Consider the following 23,247-nt stretch of genomic DNA (forward strand, 5'->3'; position numbering starts at 1 on the left):
TTGTCCATGAGAATCCACGCTTTTCACCGTTTATATCAACATCGTTTGTCCATTGCTACCAAACCGTTTAATGCGCGCGGGTGTAAAGTCGTGCGATGTGAATTCTGTAAAATCAAACAAGACAGCTGTATCTGTGAACATCAACCTAACGTTGATACGAACGTCGCGACTATGTTGATCTTGTCAGACAACGAAATCTTAAAGCCAAGTAACACTGGTCGTTTGATTGTTGATACGGTTAAAGACAGTTACGCCTACCTTTGGCATCGTACTGAGCCAAATCAAGAGATGTTGGATGTCCTCAAAGATGACAAATACCAACCTGTGATCGTATTTCCTGAAGACTATACCGACGACAAAAAGCGTGTTGTTCAAGATCTGCCACAAATGCGCGACCCAAACAAAACACTGTTGCTGATTTTCATTGATGGCAGTTGGCGCGAAGCACGACGTATCTTCCGTCGTTCAGAGTATCTGCAAGATTTACCGGTGTTGTCGATTGAACCGGAATCGGTTTCTCAATACATGATGCGTAAGTCAGACAACGAACAACATCTATCAACGGCCGAAGTCGCGAGCTTAGTTTTGAAACAAGCCGGTGAAGAACAGGGCGCTAAGACTTTACAGCTATGGTTTGAAGCATTTCGTGAAAGCTACATGTTGAGTAAGACACGTTATAAATCGGATCCAACCAAACCAAGCCTGAATGCTTTCATAGAGCATACTAAAAGTGAGACGTCACTCTAACCTTTAACCGCTTTGTGCTGACTTGTTGTTCAAACAGATTCGAACACGAGATAAGTTTGTTATCTATCACGGTTTGTAGGGGGAGTGTTATGGATAATGCTTCCTAGTTGTTTAATTTTAAAATTTTATTTGCCCGAATTTAGGGAAAAATTGGAGAGATTTCATGTATTACGGCTTTGATGTTGGCGGCACAAAAATTGAGTTTGGTGCGTTCAATGAAAAACTTGAGCGAGTAGCAACCGAACGCGTACCAACGCCTACTGAAGATTATCAACTGCTACTTGATACGATTGCCGGTTTGGTAAAAAAATACGATAGCGAATTCTCTTGCGAAGGCAAAATTGGCCTTGGTCTTCCTGGTATGGAAGATGCGGACGACGGCACTATGCTTGTTGTTAACGTACCGGCTTCAACAGGTAAGCCATTACGCAAAGACTTAGAAGCGCTGATTGGTCGTAGTGTTAAAATCGAGAACGATGCGAACTGTTTTGCGCTGTCTGAAGCGTGGGATGATGAATTGAAAGATGAACCATCAGTAGCTGGCCTAATTCTAGGTACTGGTTTTGGTGGTGGTTTGGTTTTTGATGGCAAAGTATTCTCAGGACGTAACCACGTTGCTGGCGAGCTCGGCCATATGCGTCTTCCTATTGATGCATGGTTCCACCTTGGCGACAACGCACCGTTACTAGGCTGTGGTTGTGGCAAGAAAGGTTGTTTAGACAGCTACCTATCTGGTCGCGGCTTTGAACTGATTTATGAGCACTACTTCGGTGAGAAAAAGAAAGCGATTGAAATCATCCAAGCGTACAACGAAGGCGAAGCAAAAGCAGCTGAGCACGTTGACCGTTTCATGGAGCTATTGGCTATCTGTTTCGCAAACCTATTTACTGCACTTGACCCGCATGTTGTAGCACTGGGTGGTGGACTTTCAAACTTCGAACTTATCTACGAAGAGATGCCAAAGCGTGTTCCTAAATACCTATTGTCTGTAGCGAAATGTCCGAAGATCATCAAAGCGAAGCACGGTGATTCAGGCGGCGTTCGTGGCGCAGCATTCCTTAACATTAAGTAATCATTACTTACCGTTAAGCTAATTAAGGTTAGATAGTTAAAAGCATAAATAAAAATGCCGCAATCTCAAAAGAGGTTGCGGCATTTTTTATTGTTCGGTGTTTCCGTTTCTTTAGCTCTTAACTTCTTAACTTCTTAGTTTTCAAGTGAAAACGAAAAGCTAGAAACTACAGATGGAGAAAAAGAAGCCAGAGGACTTACTTCTTCTTTTTACCAACACCAAGGTTGTCTTTTTGCTTCAACGTAAGCTTAGTGAAGCCTAGCTTACGGAAATAGTTGTCTTGGTAGTTACGAACCGCTTTAGTATCAGAAATAAACTCAAGCTGTTGCTCAGTTTTTAGATACTCAGTGATGTCGATACCTTCAGCTGCAGCGACAGCTTCTTGGATCGTGCGGTGTTCTTGTTTCGAAAACAGTAACTCTTTGTCTTCGTCTTTGTAAGTGTACAGAATGGTACGAGCCATGGTGCTCTCCAATAGAATTATTACTTTGCGCGCACTCTACATAAAAACAGTACGTGGCTCAAGGTTATGATAAAAAATCTTAAGATTAACGCTCTCACGCTTAAGGCTTTTTAAGCTTTTTGCATTTAAAGGAACGAACAGATTGTCTTTTACAAAACGAACAGAAAAGAAAGCCCCATAACATCGAAAGCTCGATAGAAGGGGCTTCATCTATGTCTTGGCGAAGAACTTCTAAGTGAATTAAAGATCTGGTAAGTCAACTTAGCTGATTAAGCTTTGAATTAAACACGCCCTTGAAGAGGAATGATCGTTACCGTCTCACCAACTTTCACGGTATCAACCGCTGGTGAGATTTCGATTAAACAGTTTGCTTCGCTCATTGAACGCAGGATACCTGAACCTTGCTTGCCCGTCGTTTTTACTTCAAGCACACCCGATTCATTCATCGAAAACACACCACGGCTGAACTCAGTACGACCTTGGCGTGAACGCAATTGTTCAGTCGCTACCGCGTTCGCTTTAACTGGTGTCCAGTTGGTTTGACCTTGTAGCTTACGGATCGCTGGCTCTACAAAGTTAATGAACGACACCATCACGGCAACTGGGTTGCCCGGTAAACCGAAGAAAGGTTTGTCTTCAATTTTGCCGTAAGCAAGAGGGCGACCCGGACGCATGTTGATGCGCCAGAAGTTAATCTCACCCAGCTTATCTAATGCGAGTTTGATGTAATCAGCATCACCGACAGACACACCACCAGAAGTCAGAACCATATCGGTCTCTAACGACGCAGCGTGAAGTACATCCATCATCTTTTGTTCGTCATCTTCAATGATGCCGTAGTCAACAATGTCACAACCTAGCTTTTGAAGCATGCCGATGATCGTAAAACGGTTCGAGTCGTAGATAGAGTTCGGCTTCTGCTCGCTACCCGGTGCTTGAACTTCATCACCCGTAGAGAACACACCGACTTTTACCTTACGTAGAACAGGGCAGCTACCAAAACCTAACGACGCCATCATGCCCATTTCAGGTGCTTCGATGCGTGTACCACGAGTAAAGACAGGTTGGCCGATTTCTAAATCTTCACCAGCCATACGGACATTTTGTCCAATTGAGATTTTCGCACCTGGGAAGCTAACCTTATCGCCATCTTGGACGGCTTGTTCGCGCATCACAACAACATCAACGCCTTCAGGCATTGGTGCACCCGTCATGATCTTAACGGCTTCACCTTGTTGAACAGTTTGCTCGTAGCTGTGACCAGCCATAACTTCAGCAACCAGTTGGTAACTATCCAGTTCTAAATCTTCACTACGAATTGCGTAGCCGTCCATTGCTGAGTTGGTGTTTTGAGGCACATTGATTGGCGAGATTATATCTTCAGCCAAAACACGACCGTAGCCCTGCAATAGTTCAACACTCTCTGTGAGATCGAGCGCGTCAATGCTATCAACAATCTTTTGTTGGCCTTGAGTAACGGTTAAACCAGCAGGAGAGAACGAATCACAACACACTGCGGGCGTGTTGTCTCTGGAAGACGAACAAGAAGCGGTTTCGCTTATTTTCGAGGAACCGTCAAACGACTGAGCATATTCAATAATGAAATCACGAATCGCTTCTAAGTCACTGATCGCCATTTGTGGCAGTTCGGATTCCACTTGGCTGTCTGCAGCAATGGCAATAATGTTGTCATCGTTCGGGTATAACCAAGGTTTACCGACTTCATCTCTGTGCAATTCAATTTTAGGGAAAGCAATGTTCTTGCATCCTTCTACCAGAATCAAGTCCAGCTTGTTGGTATCGAAACGTGTCAGAAGGTAATCAAAATCAGCTTCGGCTTCTGGCGTTTCTGTCATCATCACGTGACGGTTACGAGAAGCGATCAACATTTGATTCGCGCCCGCTTTACGTAAGCGGTAGCTGTCTTTACCCGGCTTATCGACATCAAAATCGTGGTGAGCATGTTTTAACACACCCACTTTTAAACCCGATTCAGTCAATAACGGAAGCAGAGCTTCAAGTACCGTTGTTTTGCCTGTACCGCTATAAGCTGCAAAGCCCAATAGAGGAAGGTTAGGGCGTTGTTTAGAATCTTTCATTATTGAAGCGTTCCGAATTGGGTGAGTTCTTCTGGCGTGTTCAGATTAACAAAGCAGTTAGGAGAATCGCTGAAATCAACGTATTCGGTAACACATTCTTTGTATAGCAAGATGATTTTACGATCACCACGTTCCAAAAACGCTTCTAGCTTTGGCAGAACACGTTTGTGGAATAGGGTGAATACAGGTTGCTTAAATTCGCCATCATGCGCGACAAGAATGTCACTGTCTTCTTTAACTGCAGAACAAAAACGCTCAACAAGGTCGTCACTGATTTGTGGGCTATCGCAAGGGACAAAGCCGACCCAGTCTGTGCTCGCGTTTTTAAGGCCAGCATGAATACCGCCCAATGGACCTGGATAGTCAGGGAAAGAATCGGAGACAACCGGGGCAAATGCTTGGTAACTGTCTAAGTTACGGTTGGCATTGATGGTGATGCTGACATCTTGTTGTGACAGCTTGTTTATAACGTATTGAATAAGCGGAGAACCGTTGAGCTCAACAAGTCCTTTATCTTTTCCGCCCATGCGGCTGGCCTGTCCGCCAGCCAAAATAACCCAACTAGTTTGCGTTGGAAGCAGCATAAATATTCTCTTGTGCTTTATCTTTCTGAATAACTTGCAGAAGCGGCGATTCGGTCAAAGTATTGTCTTTGATCCACCATTGCTTCTTACATAAGTCGGTTAACGCGTTAGTTTGGTGACTAGTGATGACTAAACTCGCGCCTCTTTGAAGAAGATCTTCGGCCATTATCACCAATCTTTCAATAGATTCTTTGTCTAAAGAAGCACTTGGTTCATCCATAAGCAAGATTGACGGCTTAAGAATCCAAGCTCGTGCCATTGCAACGCGTTGACGCTCACCACCAGACAACACAGAAATGTGTTCATCTGCCAAGGTTTCTAAACCTACCATTCTCAGCGCATTAATTATTTGAGCTCGCTTATCTTTTTGGCTCTCTTTGTTAAAGCGAATGCCATAAGCGACATTTTGGTACACCGAACCATCAAAAAGATAGGGGGTTTGATGCAGGTAGATAATGTCTTTGAACTTGAGCCTAGGGAATAAGATCTGCTGCCAGCTTTGTGTCGGAGACTGAATGCGGCCGGAGCTTGGCTGAATCAATCCAGACAATATTTTAAGTAGGGTCGTTTTACCCACACCATTATCTCCTTTGAGATAAATGGCATCGTTGGGGCCGATCGACAATTCGGGAATATGGAACAAAACACGCTCTTTGTAGCGCATTGAAATTTGCTGCGTTGTTATTTTTATACTCATGACAGCGTTCCTAAGTTCTTAAATAGCCTTTTCCTCTCACACTGGAAAGGAAAAAGTTAAGGGCTAATGCCAATGCTAATAACACCATACCGAGGGCGACGCCTTGAGCGAATGCGCCTTTGTGGCTTTCCATAGCGATAGCTGTTGGGATGTTTCTTGTCATCCCCATAATGTTGCCACCGACCATCATTGAACAACCAACCTCAGTGACGATGCGAGAGAAGGCAGCGATAGTTGCAGCTAAAAGAGGGAAGCGCGTTTCCCAAATTAACGTACACGCCACACGAGTCGTTGATACGCCAAGCGTGCGCGCCGTTTCAACCGCTCGGCGGTCACTGGCTTGGAGAGCGCCATGCATCATCGCGACTAGGATTGGAAAACAGATCAGCATCTGACCTAGAATCATCGCCTTTTGGGTGAACAGTAATTGCCAATCACCGAGCGGGCCAGAACGAGAGAGCATCATGTACATCAACAAACCGATAACCACGGTTGGGATAGCTTGCAGGGTGTTGATCACCGATAACAATGCCCACTTCCCGGGGAACTCGGTATAAGCCAATAAGAAAGCCATAAGGATTGCAGGAACAATCACTAATGAGATGGCGGACAAAGATACGCTGAAAGATACCGCGACGATTTTCCACAATTCGTGGTCAAAACTCACTAGTAGGTTCATTGCATCAATCGTTGTTTGCCATAGGGTCATGAAGTATCTCGTGTGAATCGATAATAGGTCTTTATCGGTAATGACTGATGTTAATCATAGCTGACACAAACTATTTGAGCTTGAATTGGCCAGCTATTGTTTTTAAGAGTGTTTCGTTAACTGTTTAGCTAAGTGTAGTGCTTGTTAGTTTTGGCTAGACCTTCAACGCTACGCTTTACTTACAACCAACTATTCTGCGCTCGCAACAAACAGCTGTTTGCCGTGCAGTTTAAAGTCGTTAATCAGTTTCTGACCTTTAGGGTTAACCAGCCAGTCACTGAATACTTTCGCAGCTTGGTAGTTGATGCTCGGGTAGCGTTCTGGGTTAACAAGAATCACTTGGTAAGGGTTAAACAGGTTCTTGTCACCTTGGAAAAGGATTTTAAGATCCAATTTGTTTTGGTAAGCCAACCAAGTACCACGGTCTGTCATGGTGTAGCCTTGCATCTCTGACGCCATGTTCAGAGTAGGGCCCATGCCTTGACCAACACTGCGATAACCACCGAAGTTTGGTTCCATTTTAGTTTGTGCCCAAATACCCATCTCTTTCTTATGAGTACCAGAGTCGTCACCACGAGAAACGAAGGTCACGTTATTGTTCGCGATTGCTTTGAACACATCAGTCACTGCTTTTTGAGATTCAATCTTCGCCGGATCGCTTTGAGGACCAACAATGACAAAGTCGTTGTACATCAGCTTGCGAGGTAGAACCCCGTAACCTTGTTCAACGAAATTCGCTTCAGCCTTTGGTGCGTGAGTCATCACTAGGTCTACATCGCCATTCTCACCCATGCGAAGTGATTTACCTGTACCCGCCGCTAAAACATCAACTTTGATACCAGAATCTTTTTCGAACTCAGGTAATAAGTAGTCAAGTAGACCTGAGTGGTAGGTACTTGTGGTGGTCGCCAATTTGATATGGGTGGTGTCTTCCGCGCTGCTAGCCGTGTAACTGACGATAGATAGAGCTGCAATAGTTAGGGGAATTGCTTTCATTATTATTATGTCCATTCTGTTATAAATGAATGACATGCCTTCAGTTTTAAAGGGCTCAAAAAAGGGCATGTGCATAAGACGCTAATTGTTGTAATTAGAAATCTACACCTTATAAGCAATCTTAATGCCAATAAATCATGCATCAGATCTCATTAAATTGCTGTTATTTCGGACAAAACTGCGTCATTTAGCCCTCTAAAATGAATCAAAACATGAGCTAGGACAAAATGTCGCACATTGTCCCTGTTGCACAAAAGGTTAATTGGTACACTCTGTCCCAACTTTCCCCACCGGCTAATCATTATGTCTTTACCTAGTTCATCTGCACCCAACCTCAACCCGAATACATTGACTCAATATCAAGCGTTTTCCGTCTTGGTTGTGGATGATGAAATAGGTATGCAAGCTATTTTAAAGAAAGCACTGGGTAAGTTCTTTGGCAAGGTATCGAGTGCGGGGTCGGTTGAAGAAGCCGAAATACTGCGTTCTAGCGAGCATTTTGATCTGATTGTTCTTGATATCAACCTGCCAGGTCGGTCTGGTATTGAGTGGGAAGAGGCGTTTAACGACAACGACAAACGTGCCGATGTGATTTTCATGACAGGTTATGCTGATTTAGAGATGACGATATCTGCGCTTAAGCTTGGTGCTTCAGATTTTATTCTTAAGCCGTTCAACCTCGAACAAATGATACAAGCGGTTCTGCGTTGTATGGACAAGCGCCTTGACCAAAGAATGCAGTATGCGTTGAAGCGTGATGTTAGCCGTCATATCAAGACCGAATTGATCGGCAATTCAGACAAGACTAAACAGCTCAAATTGCTGATCAGTCAATTTGCACCGTCGAGAGCATCAGTTCTTATAGAAGGTGAGTCAGGTACGGGTAAAGAGCTGGTTGCTCGTGGTGTACATGAAGCCAGCAAGCGTAGTGGCCCATTTGTGCCAATCAACTGTGGTGCAATTGCGCCTGAACTTCTAGAAAGTGAGCTATTCGGGCATACCTCTGGCGCATTTACCGGCGCGAAGAAAAACCGTGAAGGTCTATTCAGAGTCGCAAGTGGTGGCACCTTGTTCCTTGATGAAATAGGTGAAATGCCACTGCCAATGCAAGCAGCGCTGTTACGCGTACTAGAGCAACGTACTATTCGTCCAGTTGGCAGTGAGAAAGAAATTGCCGTTGACGTACGTGTAGTGGCGGCGACTAACCGAAACCTTCAAGAAGAAGTCGATAAAGGCCACTTCCGTCGCGATCTGTTCTACCGACTCAATGTGCTTAAGATTGATGTTGTGCCGTTGAGAGAACGACCGTCTGATCTGATAGAGCTTGTTCCATACTTCACTCGTCTTTTATCAAGTGAACTGGGTATGCCGGTTCCAAACTGGGCACATGAAGATATCTTGGCAATGAATGAATACGAATGGCCGGGAAATATTCGCGAACTTAAGAACTTAGTCGAAAGATGCATTCTTTTAGACAAGCCACCAGCACACTATTGGCGCGAAGTGAATGGCGATCCAGCCCCAACTAGCATTTCAGTGACGGTGTCACATGGCGCAGAAATACCAAACTTGAATAATGTAGACGCAGCTGAGGGTTACCCGAACACTTGGACACTCAAAGAAGTAGAAAAATCTCACATAGAACAACTGGTGAGTTTCCATGATGGCAATAAATCTGCAGCTGCGAGAGATCTCGGTGTGGCACGTAAAACACTAGAGCGTAAGTACAAAGAGTGGAACACAGAGGGCTCTGAATATGCCGATTAGACGTCATTGGTGGACAAAGTGGGCGTTCCGGTTCAAAACCATGGTGCGTTATCGCCTGCTATTTCTAACATCAGCCCCCATCATTCTTACCTTGTGTGCGCTTGTCGCTATAACACTGTATTGGTCAGTACATTACACGTGGCAGGGTGCTCTGATTGATGTCGATGAGCGCTTGGATGTTGCCGACAACAGTATCCATCTAATTCAGAACCAACAGGCCTATAACGTTCAAGCATTTGCTGAGTCTTACAACTTCCGAATCAAACTCACGAGTGATATTTCGAAAGAAGAGCTCACACGTTGGGTTTCTGAAAACAAATCTCGCTATGAACTCGATTTCCTGCGCTGGCGTAGCGTCGAGAGCATGGAGAAAAAGCTTGAATACCTCAACATGACACACAAAGAGTCGTTCTTTAGTGTATTGAGCCAAAACGAACTCAACGATTTAGACCAAAACCTTGCCAGGCAAGCCGAAGTCCCAATGCTCAATAGTCGAAATGTTGAAACTCGGGGTTTGGTTAGTCGCACCGTTGTATCGATTCGTGACAAGAATGATCACGTAATTGGTTTTCTTGATGGCGGGATCCTCCTTAATAACAGCACACAGTTGGTTGATCAGATCAGCAGTCTCATTTATCCGCAACGCGAGGGCTTTAATCGCCGCATAGGTACCGTCACTGTGTTTCTTGATGACCTACGTGTCAGCACTAATGTACCGTTAAGCAGCGAAGAAAGTACAGGGCGCGCAATTGGTACTCGTGTTTCTCACGAGGTTCATTCTAAAGTATTGAATGAAGGCAAAGAGTGGCTAGATCGAGCGTATGTTTACGACGCTTGGTACATTACTGCGTATCAACCGATTCATGACCAATTCGATAACGTCATCGGCATGCTCTATACCGGTTATCTGATTTGGCCATTGGTGGAAACTTACTTAACCAACCTTGGTGAAATCAGTATTACGATTGTGTTGTTATTACTGGCTTCTGGTTTGATCGTTCACCGTGGTGCGCGTGATCTTTTCAATCCTATTGAACGCATTCATAAAGTCGTCAAGCTAGTGCAGATGGGGCAAGACAAGCGAATTGGTACTCTTGGTTTGAACGATCAACACGAGCTGACTTTGCTCGCTAAACAATTCGACAAGATGTTAGATTTGCTGCACGAACGTAATCAAGAGATCCAACAAGCTGCTTCAGAACTCGAATGTAAGGTTCATTCTCGAACTGCTAGCTTGAAAGAGAAAACCGAAGAATTAGAACTGCATATCAAGCTGTTGAATCAAGCTCGAGACAAGCTGGTGGTCAATGAAAAGTTAGCCGCGCTAGGAGAATTAACCGCGGGCATTGCCCATGAGATTAATAACCCTACAGCGGTGATTCTTGGCAATGTCGAATTAATGAAGTTTGAACTCGGTGACGAAGTCGCTCGTGTAGACGAAGAAGTCCACGCCATCATGGAGCAGATTGACCGAATCCGAAACATCACACGAAGCTTGCTTCAATACAGCCGACACGGCGGTGTACAAGACGAAATTACGTGGCAACATATCAATCCAATAGTGGATGAAAGTATTACGCTCGTAAAAACAGGCGCGAAAAAGAAAGGCATTGTCTACATATCACAACTGCATGCGAAAACGTCTGTGGAAGTTAACCGAAACCAACTTTTGCAGATTTTGGTTAACCTACAGATGAACGCGATTCACGCTATGGACGGAAAGGGCACATTAACTATTTCAAGTGAAGACTGGGTTGAAAATGGCGTGTCTCATGGGGCTATTGTTCATGTTGAAGACGAAGGCTGTGGTATCAAAGAAGAGCAACTGAAACGTATTTTCTCGCCTTTCTATACCACCAAACGAGACGGTACAGGTTTAGGTTTGTCAGTATCTCAAAGTATCTTGAGTCAAACAGGTGGCGAGATACGTGTCGAATCAGAAGTAGGCAAGGGAAGCCGCTTTAGTATCTACCTTCAGCAAAAAGCGACACCACAGTTGTTGGTCTCAAACCTATAAGTTTTTTAGCTTTAAGCTCGAATCCAACCATATTATCACCCGATAATATCTCTACTGCGCTTGGGCGGTTACATGAACGTTTCAGCCCAAGCACGAAAATCCTGCACTACTAAACTATCGCCAACTAAATCTCAACCTCTGACTGTTTGACGAGCACCTCTTTTTGAATATGTAACACAGTGTATATCTTTTGATCTTGATGCATATCATCTGAACTGTACGGATTTTTGATACATTGACCCCAAATTCATAATCAAAAAATATAATAAAGTCAGTCAGCTATGAAATTAAGTAATCTCTCTATTAAATCAAAACTTATCTCCATCGTCATTTTATCGGTTGTTCTATTGGTAATGGCGTCATCTTTCAACCTAATGCAACAACGTGAAAGCTCAATGCAAGAGCGCCAAGATAAACTCAGTGCTCAAGTCGAAACCGCGGTCAGCTTAGCGAGCTACTATTACAGCCAACGTAACGTACTCGGTGAAGAAGTAGCAAAGAAACAAGCGCTGCAAGCAATTGAAACGCTTCGTTACGACACCACCAATTATTTCTGGATCTTAAACCAACAACTCAACGTTGTTATCCATCCATTAAAACCTGAACTCAATGGCAAAAACGCAGGTAACTTTAAAGATGGTGCAGGTAAACACCACTGGCGTGAGATGGTCAACATTTCACGTACCCCAGAGGAGAAAGGGTTTCTTGATTATCAATGGATGAGCCCGCAAGGTGAACTCAAAGACAAGATCTCATATGTACAGCTATTCCCTGAGTGGAATTGGATTGTTGGCTCGGGAATCTTAGTTGCGGATATTCAAGACGCTTTCTATGCATTAGCGCTCAAAGAAGGACTGGTCGCGGTTGTATTATCAGGCCTGTTGTTTGCTATGGGCTACGCGATTTCTAACAATATCCTTGTGCCACTTAACAAGCTTATCGACAACACCCATAAGATTGCAGATGGGGATCTTCGTGTGCGCATGAACATGACACGCAAAGATGAACTGGGCGATATGAGTAATCAAATTGACACCATGCTCAACAAGTTACAAAGCACGCTTCGTACAGCTAATGAATCAGCAGGTTTATCCAGCAACATGGCGAGTCACATCGCACAAGCCAGTGAAGAGGCGGCGACCAGTGTTAACTCACAACATGCGCAACTTGAGTTGTTGTCGACAGCGATGACAGAAATGAGTGCCACGATTTCTGATGTCGCGGTCAATGCTGAAAACACTGCCGCAAGCACCAATAAGGTTGTCGAGCACGCAAACCAGAACGACCAAAACATGCAAGTAACGTCTAAAACCATATCTCAGGTTTCAGAAAACATTTCGACCGCGAACGATCTCGTCAGAGACTTGCAATCTGGTGTCACAGAGATAAGCCAAGTGGTGAGCGTGATACGTGATGTCTCTGAACAAACTAACTTGTTAGCACTTAACGCCGCGATAGAAGCAGCGCGAGCGGGTGAGCAAGGAAGAGGGTTCGCGGTAGTCGCAGATGAAGTACGTAATCTCGCAAGCCGCACTCAAAACTCAACCAATGAAGTGCAATCGACGATTGAAAAACTGACTCAACAAGCAGAGCGCACCTTCAAGGCAATGCAAAGCAGTAACGAGAAAGTCGATCACAGTGTTGTCGCGTCTAACGAAACTCGCCAACAACTCGATGTGATTGTGAATGAGCTGCACAACGCTAACGACATGGTCGCGCAGATCGCCGCCGCCTCGGAGCAACAGAGTACGGTAGCAACTGAAATGAGCGAAAGTGTTACTGGGATTCATCTGGCGGCTAACGAAGTACTGCAAGCTTCACAGTCGTTAGCTGAGGATAGCCAGAAAATGGCCAATACCACAGAACACCTTACTGATCAGTTGAAGTACTTTAAGGTTTAACCGCTAAGTTTTTTTATAACGGACTATGCCGGTCACAGGTTTCTTATCTTCAAGAGATGAATCCAAGAAGCCCATAACAAAACACCTCCGTACTTGAGATAAGTTCGGAGGTGTTTTCGTTTGTAGATGACTGGATTGCTAACTCGCTCAACAAAAAAAGAGCGTTAAGAAAAAGAAGAGCGTTAAGCCAATCTTGTTAATGTGCAGTCACTGAAATCTTCGGAGGGTTGATATTGTGTTTTCTAAACTCTTTCATCACACGCAAGGTAATATCGGTTTCAAACAGCTTCTCATACGCCGTGTCGACCACATAGGCCTTACAAGTTAGCTGTATCGCCAAGTAATTATCCGTGATGGTCTGTTTGACCAGAACCGTAACAGGCTTCGGCAAATGGATGTAACGACTTGAAGACGCCGCTTCTTGAATCAAGTCACGGGCTAGGGTGATGTCTTCATTCATACCGACATAAAATGGAATCACCACCTGCATATCCAGCGCGCCATAGTTACCGCTGGTCGTTACTTCGTTTAAGAACTTGTTGTTTGGGATCGTGATAATGTCATCGTTCAGGGTTCTCATTCGAACAGAACGCAAACCGATGGTAATGATGTCGCCATAGTTACCTTCGAACGTGACGCGGTCACCAACTTGAAAAGGTCTGTCAATCATCACCGTGATGCCCGCGATGAACGATGCTGCCAAGTCTTTAAGCGCAAAGCCGACCGACACGGCGAGGGTACCACCAATCAAAGCTAAGATTTGATCGTTGATTCTAAAGCTCATCATAAACACGATAAGACCGGTGCTCACGTAAATAAAGAACTGAGTAAACGACTGCAGTTTCTGTAGCAGCATTCGATATTGCACGAACTGACTACCAAAGCTGGTCACCAACGAATTGATGAACTTAAGTAACAACCACATTGCGGCAATAACGATCATGGAGAAGAACACGCCGCTCCAACGCACTAAACTCGCAATCTTTGAGATGTTTTCTACGTTAGCTAACTCTTCCGTCGCGAAGGTCGGGAAACTGACAACACTTGCCAAGCCAACAAATAGTAGGATAAATAACTTCTTCATTTTACTTCACCAGTAGATGTTGACGGTCGAGAACATTAGTAATGTGGCGGAACCAGTGCTCAGAAATTCGAGCCTTTTCTTCATGCCAACCAATATAACCACGGCTTTCAAAATAACGTAGAATCCCGGTTATCTCTGCAATGCTCAGCTGAGTACATTCAGACAACACTTCCGGAGACGCTATCTCCAGTTGTACGATAGAGCGAAGTACAGCCAGCATAGGTTTTGGCATATTCTCTAGTTCCTGCGCTTCAGGAACATGGAACAGACGCACCACGGCTTGATCTGTCTCTTTATTGCGGTTCAAAGAGAGCCTAAAGAATCGCAGCGCAACGGTAGGGTTGCCATCAGAGTAGTGCCACAAGATTCGATAGAAGCCTTGGCGTGCACGTTCTTCTTCACTCATGTCATCTTGATCCCACTGCTTAGGGACAACTAAACCATCAAACGATAACGGCTTTTCAAGATCGGTATTGATGCGGCTAGTCAGTAGCTCACCAACTTGTTTCTCTGTCCAACGTGGTAGGAAACACACCAAGTCAAACAGCAGACGCTCGCCACGCGCTCTATCAACAAATCGCCAGCTTGATTTGGCAATCGATATTACGACACGGTGATTCTTTTTAGAACGACGGAGAAGGTTGGTTAAACGAATCAAATCAGACAGGCCACCGACCATTGGCTTAACTAATCGTTGGGCATTATCAATCGCAATTAGGTACGTGGTGTTACTTTTACGTAGGTGCGCCAATATCTGAATCTCAGTCGCTTCTTCTTCCAAGCCGATGCTCACGGCTAGATGCGCTAAGAGCTCTTGGTAACCCGCGTAAGGGCAACTCACGTAAACAGGCTCTGCGTTGGATACTTTATGCAGCAAGGTATAAAGCAGCGTTGTCGCACCCACACCACGTTCGCCTGAAACAATACAAATAGCAGGGCTGTCAGACATTAAGTAACGAGAGAGTTGCTTAACCTCATCGCCCGCGTAATCAATTAAGGTGCTATCGATATTACCCGGCAGAATGTACTCATAGGTTTTGTCTCCTTTGATTCGAACCAAGTTTTGTTGGTTTTTATCAAGATCCGACTGCTTAGCCACTTCGATTCGAAAGAGATAGGCTAAGGCCTGACTAAACAACGTGTAACTAGAAAGCAATGCCATGATTCGATGTTGGAAGTTGTAAACACTCAACCACACGATTCCAATTGCCGTCGCGAGTATATTAAGTAAGAAGGTTTCCTTGCGGTTTACCGCCCAGTTAACCCACACCGGACGATCAGAGATGTGTTGCAGCGTATCGAAGACTTTCGCTCTCCATAATCTAAGTACCGATATCGTGACCAGCACGAACCAGAAAAACAGCGCACTGTAGATCCAGCTGTAAATGGTGCCTTTACCCAGTGTGATGCTCGATATCTGCAAAGTCAGACCTGCAACAATAATACTCCAAACATAGCGACGAATAGTCGATAGTCTCAGCGCGATGACTTCTTGATTTGATGTGCGACCCAAGCGATACGCAAATTCAAGAATAAAGCTGATAGCAATCGAACCACCTAGAATCCACCACGTGAATATTTCTAGGAAAATCAGGTGCTGCAGGCTAGGGATGCTAGAAAGCACTCTCAAAGAAAGTGTGATAGCGATTAACCAAGCAATCGCACGCTCAGCGCGGCTGATATACCAAATCACACGAACCAGAAAAGGAGGGTTCGTTTTCGCTTCGAGAAAGTTAACTCTAAACAACTCAATCAAGCGAGTGCTGTTGGCAAGCCACCATACTAAACCGAAGTAAATGAACAGCACCTTTAGAGAAGCCCAAATGACAGGCACTGGAGAAATAAAAATGTCTTTAACTAATGCTTTAAAGCTACGAATTTGGAAGTAAACAAGATACTCAATATTGAGCTTGGTTAATTCCCACTCTTGTTTAAATTGAGTCACGCCGTATGGGCCAAAACCAGTTAAGCGTTCTTTATTTGCGGAGTTTGTCTGCTCTAAAAGATTCTGTTTACTTACGTTCAAGCTATTCAATGTGACGTAGCTCGTTTGCACGGAAAACCATTGTTCGGCGTCGTTGTTATCTCTATAGGCTTTTATCTGTTGCTCGAAGGTTTTGATTTCCAGCTTTTGAACTCGCAGAACTTCGGCAAGTAAAATGTTGACTTGGCGTCTATCCGACTGCTCCATAAAGAGGGGATCAGGTAGGGAATCAATACGCTTATCCAGATCTACAGCAGTATTAGAGACCTGAGGCTGAGATTGTAAGTCATATTCCAAGTTGGCATGACTCGGCCAAGAGAGAATGGCCAAAGTGAAGATTAAGAAGCGCGAAAGTGAACGCATAAAAGTCTCTTAGAATTATGAGGTTAGGATTACTATAGTTAGTTAATCTTACTTTGTGAAATCAAACCCCGTATCGGGGGCGAGTACTTTATTCCCGTTTTGGCTGATTTTGTCAGAGATTAGGCTAGTCTTGCCTATGTCTGTTGTTGCTTTGATCGGGTTAGTTTTACTGTGACCAATCAGCATACGATATATTCAATGGTTGGCATGATTTGGGACGTTATATACCGCCCATTATGGGGTGCTGTTCGATATTTTGTTTTTCCTGAAAGTAGATGGTTTTTTAACGACAAATAGAAAATCAAAAATGTGAGTCAGCTCAAACTATGATTCGGCTAGGTTATCACTCACTTAATGGCGAGTAATTGCAATCAAGACTTGCAGTTAAAGCCCCGAAGAAGTAACGTTGCGGCGTTTTTCACATTAAAAAGGTAACGGCATTGATCTCCACAGCAAATATCACCCAACAATTCGGCGCTAAGCCACTTTTCGAAAATATTTCAGTTAAGTTCGGCGAAGGCAACCGCTACGGTTTAATCGGCGCGAATGGCTGTGGTAAATCGACGTTCATGAAGATCCTTTCTGGTGAACTTGAGCCAAGTGCTGGTAACGTAAGCTACGATCCAAATGAGCGCGTTGCTAAGCTAAACCAAGACCAGTTTGCTTATGAAGAATTCACGGTAATCGACACGGTTATCATGGGTCACAAAGAGCTTTGGGCGATCAAGCAAGAGCGTGACCGCATTTACTCTTTGCCTGAAATGAGCGAAGAAGACGGCATGAAAGTGGCTGATCTTGAAGTTCAGTTCGCTGAAATGGACGGTTACATGGCAGAAGCGAAAGCAGGTGAGCTTCTTCTTGCGGTAGGTATTGAAGAATCACTGCACTTCGGTCTAATGAGCGAAGTGGCACCGGGTTGGAAACTTCGTGTTCTATTGTCTCAAGTACTGTTTGCAGACCCGCATATCATGCTTCTTGACGAACCAACGAACAACCTGGACATGGACACCATCAAGTGGTTGGAAGATACGCTAAACCAACGTAACTGCACAATGATCATCATTTCGCATGACCGTCACTTCCTAAACTCAGTTTGTACACATATGGCTGACCTTGATTACGGCGCACTTCGTCTGTTCCCTGGTAACTACGATGAGTACATGACAGCAGCGACACAAGCTCGTGAACGTCTACTTTCTGATAATGCGAAGAAGAAAGCACAAATTGCTGAACTTCAAACGTTCGTTTCTCGTTTCTCTGCTAACGCATCTAAAGCGAAACAGGCAACGTCTCGTGCTAAACAGATCGACAAGATTCAACTAGATGAAGTAAAAGCGTCTAGCCGTCAAAACCCATTCATCCGTTTCGAACAGTCTAAAGAGCTATTCCGTAACGCACTTGTGGTTGAAAACCTATCTCAAGGTTTTGAAGAAGACCTATACAACAAGTTCGATGCGATTTTCGAAGTTGGTGAGCGTGTTGCTATCATCGGTGAGAACGGTGTGGGTAAAACAACACTACTTAACACACTAGCGGGTGCTCTAGAAGCGCGTACTGGTGAATATAAGTGGTCTGAAAACTCAAACATCGGTTACTACGCTCAAGATCACGCACATGATTTTGAAGAAGATCTAAACCTGTTTGATTGGATGAGCCAATGGCGTCAAGAAGGCGAAGACGAGCAAGTTGTTCGTAGCTTCCTAGGTCGTATGCTGTTTGGCCAAGACGACATCAAAAAGTCGGTAAAGGTTATCTCTGGTGGTGAGCAAGGTCGTATGCTTCTTGGCAAGATCATGATGCACAAACCAAACATCCTGCTAATGGATGAACCAACGAACCACATGGATATGGAATCTATCGAAGCACTTAACTTGGCTCTTGAGAACTACAAAGGCACATTGTTCTTCGTTTCTCACGACCGTGTATTCGTAGACTCTCTAGCGACTCGTGTTCTTGAAATCAAAGACGGCAAGATCAACGACTTCCGCGGTACTTACGCTGAGTTCTTGAAAGCACGCGCTTAGTACGCATTAAACATGAATACGTAATACAACGTTAGTACGTACCCCTGATTAAAAAGGCCTCTATCTTTATGAATAAGATAGAGGCCTTTTGTTTTTCATATCAGTTTTTTATATCAGTCTCTTTGTGTTAAAAAACGTCGAGTGGTTGGTCGAAAATACCTATGCTCATCAATACTTAAACTGCGCGACAATCTTCTCAAGCTTCACACTCACGCTCGATACTTGTTCACTACAACGAACTGAACCTGAAATCACGGTATGAGTATCATTGGCTAAATGAGCGATATCGGTAATATTCCGATCGATGTCCGCTGAAACCATGGATTGCTCTTCAGACGCCGTGGCAATCTGGCTGTTTAAGTCGAACATATCTCCAACCTGAAAGTGTATACCTTCAATCGCATTCACCACGTCTTTGGTTTGGTGTTTAACTAATCCCGTTTGTTCTAGGCTTACCGACATCTTAGCGACCGTTTTTGCTATTCCAGACGTTAGGCCATGAATGGTCGATTCAATTTGATGGGTTGAATCATTGGTCATTAGCGAAAGCTCTCTTACTTCAGACGCCACGACTGCAAACCCACGTCCGTGATCGCCAGCGCGCGCAGCTTCTATCGCTGCATTTAGCGCGAGTAGATTAGTTTGTTCCGCAATACCTTGAATGGTAGTGACGACTTGATTGATTTCACGACTCTGGTCTTCAAGCTGAACAATTAGGTTTTGAGACTCTGCAATATTCTCGGCCAGCACATTAATGCTGTCATTGGTTGCGTGGGTTTCTTGTAACGCCTGATGTGCATTGTCTTTGATCTTCTCAGCGTTCGTCGCTGCGTTTTCTATGTTCGCCGTCACTTCATTACTGGTCATCACCAGCTCATTAACTGCCGTCGCTACTGATTCAGATTGTTGCTTCTGCTTTTCAGCATTACTCATACTTTTGATTGCCGCTTCTTCAGAGCTACACGAACTATCGGTCAACACCGTCATCACGCCAGACAACTCTTTAATATTGCCATGCAGTTTATTGATGAAGGTATCGAAGGAATGCGCCAACTGAGCAAGTTCATCGTTGCCTTTGGCATTCATGCGCACGGTTAAGTCACCATCTCCATTCGCAATTGACTCCATCATCACGTTTATCGCTTTGATTCGCGCAAGTATGTTGCGCCCAATGAACACTAACAACAGAGAGAGCAGAGCTACGATAGCCGCACCAAAAAGATGTAGTGTGTTTTTGGTATGTGTACTCGCCGCTGAGATAGCTTGGCTTATCTCGGTTTGTACCGCTTCAATGGCTTGTTCTGTTTGGTGGACGTTGCTACGTAAGGCGCCTCTAAGGCTGATCTCTGCCGACAAGCCTAAATTGGTGTTAGCCAGCAGAAGCGTTTCAACCGCAACTTTGTAGTCCGAATAGGCTTGCTCTGTCGCAACCGACGTTTGAGAATAGGGTTCAAACTCTTTAAGAGCATCAGCTAACGCCATATGTGTTTGGTCATTGATATGAGCGAGATAGTGGAAGTCTTTTTCAATCAACTCCAACAACGCAAGCTCTAAAGCCAAACTTGATTCAGATTCGATCGCTGATTTTAACGCGGTTCTTTTGCCATCTAACGCAGCGACAAAACCTAAAGGCGTGGTCGTACGTTCAATGTTATTTACTTGTTCGACAATTCGATGAAACTGCTTTTGATATTGATGAAGAGTGTCCGAAATCCGCGTCATTTGGTCGGACAAATGAAGCTCGTGTGAAGCTAGAGTTTGGTTCAAAGTCACCAATCGTTGATTCAGGGTGTTGGCGGTTTTGTCGAAGCGTTCTGCGTATTTTTGATCGTGGCGAGACAAGAAATCTTTCTCGTGTCTCCTGAGCGTTAGCAAGTCAACTGAACTCCTGAGGTTTTCAGTCGCAGCGCGCTCCAAGGATTCAAGCTTGTCTAAGCTAAACTGTTCGTAAATGGCGTATATGAAAACTGAAACAAACAAGGTGAGGTTGATTAGAATAAATTTACTGCGTATTGAAAGAGACAGCGAACGACGCTGAGGTTCCGACGGATTACTCATGGTTAATTCCCTTTAAGCCAGTGACGTTAATATTCATCTTTGTTTTGTAATTAATAGATTCATTAAAATGATGGATGTGTGACTGATAGCCTATCAGGTTGTTAAAGCAAGATTCGTTTACAACTAAGGTCGAGGGAGCCGTTATTTATCTACAAGCGAAAATCAGTGGGCACCGTTGAGAGAAACCTCCAAGCTATATAGCTTACTAGGCATATCTTGAAATAAACTTTGAACAAATAAAAAATGCCACTCATCAAGGTTGTGAGCGGCATTGTTGTTTAGCTATATCGTTCGCCTAAAATCAACTTTAATTAGGCATGAGCTGGGCTTTTGAATCTAGCTTTCAGACGAAGCCTGTTCGCCTTTCACATCAAAGTCGATCTTCTCTGCGCCAGTGAACACTTGGAAACGCAGGCCTTTAGCGCGAGCAATGGTTGTGATACCAAATTGCTGAGCCAAATCTAAACCCATTTGCGTTACGCCTGAACGTGATAACAGAACAGGAATACCCATCTGCGCTACTTTGATGACCATTTCCGAGGTAAGGCGACCTGTGGTGTAGAAAATCTTGTCTGTACCGTCTTCTTTGTTAAGCCACATCTCACCGGCCAAAGTATCAACCGCGTTATGTCGGCCAACATCTTCAACAAACGATAGAACCTTGTCGTCTTTGCAAACAGCGCAACCATGTACCGCGCCAGCTTTCTTGTACGTGTCGTTGTAATGAGTCAGTGCTTCTAAAGCCGTGTAAATTTCAGATTGCTTAATTTTGGTCTGAGGCACTTGGTAATCTTCCAACTGCTTCATCACGTTACCAAACATGGTGCCCTGACCACAGCCAGAGGTCACCGTCTTCTTCTTAAGCGCTTGCTCAAGCTGGCTCGTATCTTCTTTGGTGATAACCGCTGCAGAGCTGGTTTCCCAATCGATGATGATAGATTCAACCGCTTCAGGGTCAGAAAGGAAGCTTTGGTTCTTCAAATAACCCAAGACTAAAGATTCAGGGCGCGAGCCAAGCGTCATCAGGGTTACGATCTCTTTCCAGTTCAACATAACGGTAAGAGGGCGTTCACAAGCGATCTGTTTGGTTAGCTTCTCACCATATTCATCAAACACTTCAACTTCGATTGTTTGAAGTGGGTTTTCGCTAGTTTTTATTATGTTTGGTTTTACCACAATCACTTCCTACTTAATGAGATAGGGTTGTAACAAGAGGGTCTAACGCCGTTCTTGTTCATCGATTCTTTAACTCATGCTTAAAGCAAATCTTATTCCAAAATAACGGGTATTCAGGAAAACATGAAGCATTCGATTAAAATAGCGCAAAATATGAGAGTTCACCGAGTGGAGTTGTCTGAAATAACCAGTATCGACTAACGTTATAGTGACAACTTGATAGCGAACGCTATAGATACGCTCTCGCAGTTAATCCGTATTGGCGTGTTTATTGCTTTATGGGGTGTATATGATTGCGCACAGTACAAAATGTCCTAAGTGCATTCAGACCAAAGAAAATCAATTGGGTGAAGTATGTCTGAGATAAAAGAATTCAAAGAACAATATGAAAAAACAGAAGCAGCTTGGCCAATCGGTGTCCAAAGAATAGAGAAAGAGATCAAAACAGGTATCTGGGTAACGACACAATGGGAATTGAAGGGGTTTGAACTGTCGCCAGAAGACGATGCCCAAGACGTTTGTTTACTCCAATTACATAAAGACGAGCGTACAGACTATCGTTTCAACCTAAGCTCTCAGCAACCTAAGCTTTTCTTAGTGATGGATAATGTCGATTCTGGTGTTAAGCCAGTTATTCAGTTACTTACAGCATCACAAACCGTTGCAGGGCAATACATGGACGGTGACAATCAAGTCCTTTCATACGACATTCCTTTGCCCGTACAGGCTTGGATGGAAGCATTCATAGGCCGTCATGGTGAGTTGCTAGAAGCAAGACGTAAGAAGCGTAAAGGTGCGGGTAGATCAAATGGCAACTAACTTCTTTAGCCGTTGGTCTCAACGAAAGCTTGACGAATCCACTGACGAAGCTTTGGAAGTAGAGCAAACACTGGCAGCACCGGAACTCACTTCCTCTGATTCTTCATCTTCTGAGATTTCGTCTGCTGATCTTTCTTCTGAAATGGAAGCAGCAGCGCCTCAGTCTTTAGATAGTGATCCTTTAGAAACCAATGAAGAAGTTCATGCTGCTGACGTTCAAGATCCCGCACCAGAAGCCACTGAAGACTTGTCTGTTGCTCAATTATTGGTATCAGAAGCCTCAGAAAGCGTAAAAAAAGCCGCATTGCGTAAATTATTCCTCTCAGAAGAATTCAATGTTCGTGATGGTTTAGATGATTACGACGACGATTACAGTAATTTAAAGTCTCTTTCTGAAGGGGTTGCGGAAACCCTGCGTGATTGGGTTAAAGATAAAACGGAAGAAGACACTACGCCAGAAGAAGACCAAGTCATTGATAATAAAGATGAAGGCTCAGTTTTAGAAACTTCTGAAAGCGATCTTGAGGCATCTGATAATGAACTTGAAACTTCAGAAAGTGCCGAAATAACCGAACAAGAAAATGAACTGTATAAAAACACAGCATCAGATAAAAGCGCTACCACATCAGACGAAGATGACCTGAAAGAGATGGGACAAAATATACCACACAAAGAATAGGTACATTT

The 23,247-nt window shown here is 44.1% G+C and carries 18 protein-coding genes; 8 read left to right on the forward strand and 10 right to left on the reverse strand.

Going from position 1 to position 23,247, the window contains the following annotated elements:
- Together AC3CHU_RS08305 and nagK are read left to right on the forward strand one after the other, a co-directional pair.
- A complete protein-coding gene (locus AC3CHU_RS08305) occupies nt 1-747 on the forward strand; it encodes a tRNA-uridine aminocarboxypropyltransferase (RefSeq protein ID WP_081089997.1) in 747 nt (248 codons plus the stop codon).
- A gap of 163 nt (nt 748-910) precedes the next feature.
- On the forward strand, nt 911-1,819 hold the full coding sequence (gene nagK, locus AC3CHU_RS08310) for an N-acetylglucosamine kinase (RefSeq protein WP_004733781.1): 909 nt from the start codon (nt 911-913) through the stop codon (nt 1,817-1,819).
- Between the two features lie 196 nt (nt 1,820-2,015).
- Here nagK and AC3CHU_RS08315 read toward each other — a convergent pair whose 3' ends face one another.
- From AC3CHU_RS08315 to AC3CHU_RS08340, 6 genes are all read right to left on the reverse strand, one after another.
- The gene (locus AC3CHU_RS08315) at nt 2,016-2,282 is read right to left on the reverse strand and encodes a DUF2960 family protein (protein ID WP_004733780.1); all 267 of its coding nucleotides are present in this window, start codon (nt 2,280-2,282) and stop codon (nt 2,016-2,018) included.
- Between the two features lie 281 nt (nt 2,283-2,563).
- Nucleotides 2,564-4,381, reverse strand: a complete 1,818-nt coding sequence (locus AC3CHU_RS08320; RefSeq protein WP_488525460.1) for a bifunctional molybdopterin-guanine dinucleotide biosynthesis adaptor protein MobB/molybdopterin molybdotransferase MoeA — start codon at nt 4,379-4,381, stop codon at nt 2,564-2,566.
- Nucleotides 4,381-4,965 (reverse strand): molybdenum cofactor guanylyltransferase MobA, encoded by a 585-nt coding sequence (gene mobA / locus AC3CHU_RS08325; RefSeq protein WP_004733776.1) that lies wholly within the window; start codon nt 4,963-4,965, stop codon nt 4,381-4,383. Before mobA ends, AC3CHU_RS08320 begins: the two co-directional genes overlap by 1 nt.
- Complete coding sequence (locus tag AC3CHU_RS08330) at nt 4,943-5,662, reverse strand: energy-coupling factor ABC transporter ATP-binding protein (protein WP_004733775.1); 720 nt, start codon at nt 5,660-5,662, stop codon at nt 4,943-4,945. Before AC3CHU_RS08330 ends, mobA begins: the two co-directional genes overlap by 23 nt.
- A gap of 10 nt (nt 5,663-5,672) precedes the next feature.
- Nucleotides 5,673-6,371 (reverse strand): ABC transporter permease, encoded by a 699-nt coding sequence (locus tag AC3CHU_RS08335; RefSeq protein WP_004733772.1) that lies wholly within the window; start codon nt 6,369-6,371, stop codon nt 5,673-5,675.
- Nucleotides 6,372-6,560: 189 nt separating this feature from the next.
- Complete coding sequence (locus AC3CHU_RS08340; protein WP_017077255.1) at nt 6,561-7,367, reverse strand: ABC transporter substrate-binding protein; 807 nt, start codon at nt 7,365-7,367, stop codon at nt 6,561-6,563.
- Between the two features lie 303 nt (nt 7,368-7,670).
- Between AC3CHU_RS08340 and AC3CHU_RS08345 the strand changes: the two genes are divergently transcribed.
- The 3 genes from AC3CHU_RS08345 to AC3CHU_RS08355 all read left to right on the forward strand — a co-directional run bounded on the left by AC3CHU_RS08345 (nt 7,671) and on the right by AC3CHU_RS08355 (nt 13,052).
- Nucleotides 7,671-9,134, forward strand: coding sequence for a sigma-54-dependent transcriptional regulator (locus AC3CHU_RS08345; RefSeq protein ID WP_102534254.1), 1,464 nt, complete (start codon nt 7,671-7,673; stop codon nt 9,132-9,134).
- A complete protein-coding gene (locus AC3CHU_RS08350; RefSeq protein ID WP_488524340.1) occupies nt 9,124-11,151 on the forward strand; it encodes a sensor histidine kinase in 2,028 nt (675 codons plus the stop codon). The genes AC3CHU_RS08345 and AC3CHU_RS08350 overlap by 11 nt, the downstream gene beginning before the upstream one ends.
- Before the next feature lie 281 nt (nt 11,152-11,432).
- Entirely contained in the window at nt 11,433-13,052 is a 1,620-nt protein-coding gene (locus tag AC3CHU_RS08355) for a methyl-accepting chemotaxis protein (RefSeq protein ID WP_076647118.1), read from the forward strand.
- A 196-nt stretch (nt 13,053-13,248) separates the two neighbouring features.
- Here AC3CHU_RS08355 and AC3CHU_RS08360 read toward each other — a convergent pair whose 3' ends face one another.
- Together AC3CHU_RS08360 and AC3CHU_RS08365 are read right to left on the reverse strand one after the other, a co-directional pair.
- Nucleotides 13,249-14,136 (reverse strand): mechanosensitive ion channel family protein, encoded by an 888-nt coding sequence (locus AC3CHU_RS08360; RefSeq protein ID WP_017077251.1) that lies wholly within the window; start codon nt 14,134-14,136, stop codon nt 13,249-13,251.
- Nucleotide 14,137: 1 nt separating this feature from the next.
- The gene (locus AC3CHU_RS08365; protein WP_488524341.1) at nt 14,138-16,483 is read right to left on the reverse strand and encodes an ATP-binding protein; all 2,346 of its coding nucleotides are present in this window, start codon (nt 16,481-16,483) and stop codon (nt 14,138-14,140) included.
- A gap of 440 nt (nt 16,484-16,923) precedes the next feature.
- Between AC3CHU_RS08365 and AC3CHU_RS08370 the strand changes: the two genes are divergently transcribed.
- Nucleotides 16,924-18,507: an ABC-F family ATPase gene (locus AC3CHU_RS08370; protein ID WP_017077249.1), complete on the forward strand. Its 1,584-nt coding sequence runs from the start codon at nt 16,924-16,926 to the stop codon at nt 18,505-18,507.
- A 168-nt stretch (nt 18,508-18,675) separates the two neighbouring features.
- Here the strand turns inward: AC3CHU_RS08370 and AC3CHU_RS08375 are convergent, their stop codons facing one another.
- Both AC3CHU_RS08375 and fdhD read right to left on the reverse strand, forming a co-directional pair.
- Nucleotides 18,676-20,565 (reverse strand): methyl-accepting chemotaxis protein, encoded by a 1,890-nt coding sequence (locus tag AC3CHU_RS08375; protein WP_488524342.1) that lies wholly within the window; start codon nt 20,563-20,565, stop codon nt 18,676-18,678.
- 336 nt (nt 20,566-20,901) lie between these two features.
- On the reverse strand, nt 20,902-21,741 hold the full coding sequence (fdhD, locus tag AC3CHU_RS08380) for a formate dehydrogenase accessory sulfurtransferase FdhD (protein WP_146454287.1): 840 nt from the start codon (nt 21,739-21,741) through the stop codon (nt 20,902-20,904).
- A gap of 354 nt (nt 21,742-22,095) precedes the next feature.
- On the opposite strand from fdhD, the gene AC3CHU_RS08385 reads away from it, so the two are divergent.
- Nucleotides 22,096-22,560 carry a DUF3305 domain-containing protein gene (locus AC3CHU_RS08385; protein ID WP_016788660.1) on the forward strand — a complete coding sequence of 155 codons (465 nt, stop codon included), beginning with the start codon at nt 22,096-22,098 and terminating at the stop codon, nt 22,558-22,560.
- A complete protein-coding gene (locus tag AC3CHU_RS08390) occupies nt 22,550-23,239 on the forward strand; it encodes a DUF3306 domain-containing protein (RefSeq protein WP_488524343.1) in 690 nt (229 codons plus the stop codon). Before AC3CHU_RS08385 ends, AC3CHU_RS08390 begins: the two co-directional genes overlap by 11 nt.
- Nucleotides 23,240-23,247 lie beyond the last annotated feature (8 nt).

The organism is Vibrio sp. QJM3NY_39, from assembly GCF_057785895.1.

Coding starts and splice junctions, on each gene's coding strand:
- nagK (WP_004733781.1), top strand. CDS start 911: ATGTATTACGGCTTTGATGTTGGCGGCACAAAAATTGAGTTTGGTGCG.
- AC3CHU_RS08315 (WP_004733780.1), bottom strand. CDS start 2,282: ATGGCTCGTACCATTCTGTACACTTACAAAGACGAAGACAAAGAGTTA.
- AC3CHU_RS08320 (WP_488525460.1), bottom strand. CDS start 4,381: ATGAAAGATTCTAAACAACGCCCTAACCTTCCTCTATTGGGCTTTGCA.
- mobA (WP_004733776.1), bottom strand. CDS start 4,965: ATGCTGCTTCCAACGCAAACTAGTTGGGTTATTTTGGCTGGCGGACAG.
- AC3CHU_RS08330 (WP_004733775.1), bottom strand. CDS start 5,662: ATGAGTATAAAAATAACAACGCAGCAAATTTCAATGCGCTACAAAGAG.
- AC3CHU_RS08335 (WP_004733772.1), bottom strand. CDS start 6,371: ATGACCCTATGGCAAACAACGATTGATGCAATGAACCTACTAGTGAGT.
- AC3CHU_RS08340 (WP_017077255.1), bottom strand. CDS start 7,367: ATGAAAGCAATTCCCCTAACTATTGCAGCTCTATCTATCGTCAGTTAC.
- AC3CHU_RS08345 (WP_102534254.1), top strand. CDS start 7,671: ATGTCTTTACCTAGTTCATCTGCACCCAACCTCAACCCGAATACATTG.
- AC3CHU_RS08350 (WP_488524340.1), top strand. CDS start 9,124: ATGCCGATTAGACGTCATTGGTGGACAAAGTGGGCGTTCCGGTTCAAA.
- AC3CHU_RS08355 (WP_076647118.1), top strand. CDS start 11,433: ATGAAATTAAGTAATCTCTCTATTAAATCAAAACTTATCTCCATCGTC.
- AC3CHU_RS08360 (WP_017077251.1), bottom strand. CDS start 14,136: ATGAAGAAGTTATTTATCCTACTATTTGTTGGCTTGGCAAGTGTTGTC.
- AC3CHU_RS08365 (WP_488524341.1), bottom strand. CDS start 16,483: ATGCGTTCACTTTCGCGCTTCTTAATCTTCACTTTGGCCATTCTCTCT.
- AC3CHU_RS08375 (WP_488524342.1), bottom strand. CDS start 20,565: ATGAGTAATCCGTCGGAACCTCAGCGTCGTTCGCTGTCTCTTTCAATA.
- AC3CHU_RS08385 (WP_016788660.1), top strand. CDS start 22,096: ATGTCTGAGATAAAAGAATTCAAAGAACAATATGAAAAAACAGAAGCA.
- AC3CHU_RS08390 (WP_488524343.1), top strand. CDS start 22,550: ATGGCAACTAACTTCTTTAGCCGTTGGTCTCAACGAAAGCTTGACGAA.